Origin of the sequence: Novosphingobium sp. 9U (assembly GCF_902506425.1) — a bacterium.
Classification (GTDB): Bacteria; Pseudomonadota; Alphaproteobacteria; order Sphingomonadales; family Sphingomonadaceae; genus Novosphingobium.
This window is the reverse complement of sequence record NZ_LR732481.1, coordinates 1-3030: the sequence shown is the minus strand read 5'-3', so window position 1 is coordinate 3030 and position 3030 is coordinate 1. Positions and strand designations below refer to the sequence as shown.

The 3030-nt window shown below is 60.9% G+C and carries 3 protein-coding genes and 1 pseudogene; all 4 read left to right on the top strand.

Annotation, left to right across the window (positions count from 1 at the left end; all coding sequences use genetic code 11):
• Positions 1-72 precede the first annotated feature (72 nt).
• Complete coding sequence (locus GV044_RS22755; protein WP_371741621.1) at positions 73-312, top strand: transposase; 240 nt, start codon at positions 73-75, stop codon at positions 310-312.
• Between the two features lie 328 nt (positions 313-640).
• Positions 641-901, top strand: a pseudogene (tnpB, locus tag GV044_RS13750) (IS66 family insertion sequence element accessory protein TnpB); the annotation flags it as partial.
• 71 nt (positions 902-972) lie between these two features.
• On the top strand, positions 973-2484 hold the full coding sequence (locus tag GV044_RS13745; RefSeq protein ID WP_236554982.1) for an IS66 family transposase: 1512 nt from the start codon (positions 973-975) through the stop codon (positions 2482-2484).
• A partial coding sequence (locus GV044_RS13740) for a UPF0149 family protein (protein ID WP_236554980.1) occupies positions 2433-3030 on the top strand: 598 nt, incomplete at its 3' end. The genes GV044_RS13745 and GV044_RS13740, both read left to right, overlap by 52 nt.

Here is a 3030-nt window from a genome sequence, read left to right as displayed (position 1 = left end):
CGTTAGCGCTGCGAGCGCCCCACATGGACGGCAGCGGGCGAGCGCGTGAGGAGGCGTCTCCTGGTTTAGGAGATGAGCATGACGTTTGTGGGTGATGCTGATGGTGGTGACGAGCATTCGCACCATGCGCCAGAGGGTGCGAGTTCGAATTGGGTCAGTGTGCCGCATGGTGCGAAAGCGTCAGTTCCTGGCGAGGTGCTGCGGTCGCGGCGGACCAATCGCAGGTGGGAGCCTCAGGAAAAGGCCAAGATCACGGCCGAAAGCTTCGAACCCGGCGCGAATGTCTCAGCGGTCGCCCGTCGCATGGGGTGAGCTTGGGGCTTTTGCATTATTGGCGCCGGACGGCATGTGACCGGGGCGCCTTTGATCCGGTCTCTGTCATTCCGCTCGCGGTCGAGGATGCTGATCCTGTGTCATCCTCGGTATCAAATTTCGAGATCGAGATCGGCGGTGCTCGTGTCCATGTCCGCGGTTCGCTAGACGTTGCGGTTATGCGAGCGGTGTTCGACGCTTTGCGCGATCGATGATCGGTGGACGAAGCGATCTGAAGGTCGTGCTGGTAGCAGGCCCTGTCGACTTCCGGTCGGGCATCAACAAACTGGCAGGGCTGGTGTCGGAGGCGTGACGGCGGGATCCCTACTGCGGCGACATTTTCGTGTTCCGCTCAAAGCGGCGGATGGATCGGTTGAAGCTCATCCACTTCGACGGATCGGGCATGATCCTGGCGACAAAATGGTTGGAGACCGGGAAGTTTGTCTGGCCGCCTATCCGTGACGGCGTCATCACGCTGACGAGCGCGCAGATGACCCTGTTGATCGGCGGGATGGACTGGACGCGACTACAGGAAATCCCGGTGCGGAAGCCGGAGATTGCGGGCCAAAAACTGCCGAAAATGCTGTGATTTGGGCGGATGCTACGCTATAAAATCATGTGTCCGCCGCCGACCAGAATGTGAGCGAAGAGCTCCGCGCAATGCGCCAGAAAGTCGCCGAGCTCGAGGCGCAACTGGCAGCGCCCAACAAGCTGCTGAGCAGCTACAAGACGATGCTTTTTGGCTCGCGGTCGGAGAAGGCGAGCATCGTCGTGAACGACCAGGCGCGGCTTGATCTGGGCGACCTCGATGAGACTGTCGTCCTCGAAGCAGCGAACGATGACATGCCGTCTCCTGGCCGGACGCGCCGGCGGCATCGCAACATTGGCGCCTTACCTAAGTATCTCCCGCGCGTGACGCAGATCATTGAGCCTGACAGCACGCAATGCGCATGCTGTCAGGGCGACATGCACCGCATTGGCCAGGACGTCAGCGAAGCGATCGACATCGTCCCGGCCGTGCTGCGCGTCATTGCCACGGTGCGCCCCAGATATGCCTGCCGTCGCTGCGAGACTGATATTGTCCAGGCGCCGGCGCCCCGCCGGATGATCGAGGGCGGGATGGCAACGACATCTTTCATCGCCTGGATCGTGACACAGCGTTTTGGCTGGTACCTGCCGCTTTATCGACAAAGCCAGATGCTTGCTGGCCACGGCCTCTATCTCGACCGCTCGACTATGGGTCGCTGGGTCCAGCGCACCGCCTGGTGGCTTCAGGGCCTCTACGACCGTCAGCTCCGCTTCATCCATGGTCAGGCCAGGATCCATGTCGATGAAACGCGAATGCCCGTCCTTGATCCCGGACGAGGAAAGGAGCGCATCAATCAATTCTGGGCGCATGGCATTGATGATGCTCCCTGGGGTGGTCCGGCGCCGCCCGCGGTTTGCTATGTCCATGCCCGTTCCCGCAGCCATCGAACGATATCCGAACAGCTCGGTGCCTATGCCGGCATCCTGCAGGTCGATGGATATACCGCGTACAAGGCACTGGAAACCGCGAACCGGTCGTCAGGGTCGATCACGCTTGCCTTCTGCCTCGCCCATCTGCGGCGACGCTTTGTCGATCTGCACAAGAGCACTGCGTCTTCGATTACCGCGCAGATCATCAAGCTGCTTGGCCGGATCTACCGGATCGAGGCGGAGATCCGGGGTATCAGCGCTGAGCGTCGGCTCTCGGCGCGGCAGGAAAAGAGCAAGCCGCTGATGATCGAGCTCAAGAGGCTGCTCGACAATACGCTCGAGCGCATCTCGGCAAAGTCCACGCTCGCCCAAGACATCCGCTATGCCCAGGGTCACTGGGTCGGCTTAAGCCGCTTCCTCGACGATGGCCGGATCGAGGTCGATAATAATATGATCGAACGACAGATGAGGCCGATTGGTATCAGCAGGCGCAACAGCCTATTTGCAGGCAGCGACGGCGGTGCCGAAAGCTGGGCGATCCTTGCGTCGTTACTCCAGACCGCCAAGCTCAATGGCCTTGATCCCTTTGCCTGGCTCAACGACGTGCTGACCCGCATCGTGTCGGGCGAAATCAGGAACAACGAGCTGGACCAACTGCTCGCTTGGAACTGGCGGCCTGGGCAAACATCGGCGCCTTTGGAGATCGCCGCTTGAGCAATACGATGATAAACAGCGCCGGCCCTGTAATGCCGGACGCAAAGCTCGAGGTTTGGCTAAACTCCAGTGCGCGTCGTCGGTCGCTTGTCCTCACGCTATCTGCCCTCGAGGGGTTCCTGACCGCAGGCGTCGTCGGTCCCAGGCTGCCCAATCCGTTTAGTCCAATGTTTGCGGCGCTCGGGCTCAGTGCCAGAGCGTGGCATAATCCGACACCTGCAGAATCTGCCGTGCTCGGCGCCGTAACCGCCCACCACAACCGGATTGCAGAGCTTCTGAGCGAGCGCCCAAAAGACTTTGCACCGCGATTCATTGCAAAGCCTGGCGGCGGCAACGACCCACGGCCCTGGTGCCAGGGCTTTTACGACGCCGTCGATATCAACCGGGACGAATGGGGTGACATTCTCAATCCGGACAACAGGCTCTTTGGCCTATTCCTGCCGATCTTCATCTACAGCAAAAGCGACAAGGGCCTGCCAGTCTTGGGGCCGCCGCGCCCCGGGACTGAAACCGCTGCCTTCATCGAAGACGAAGCGCACACCGACA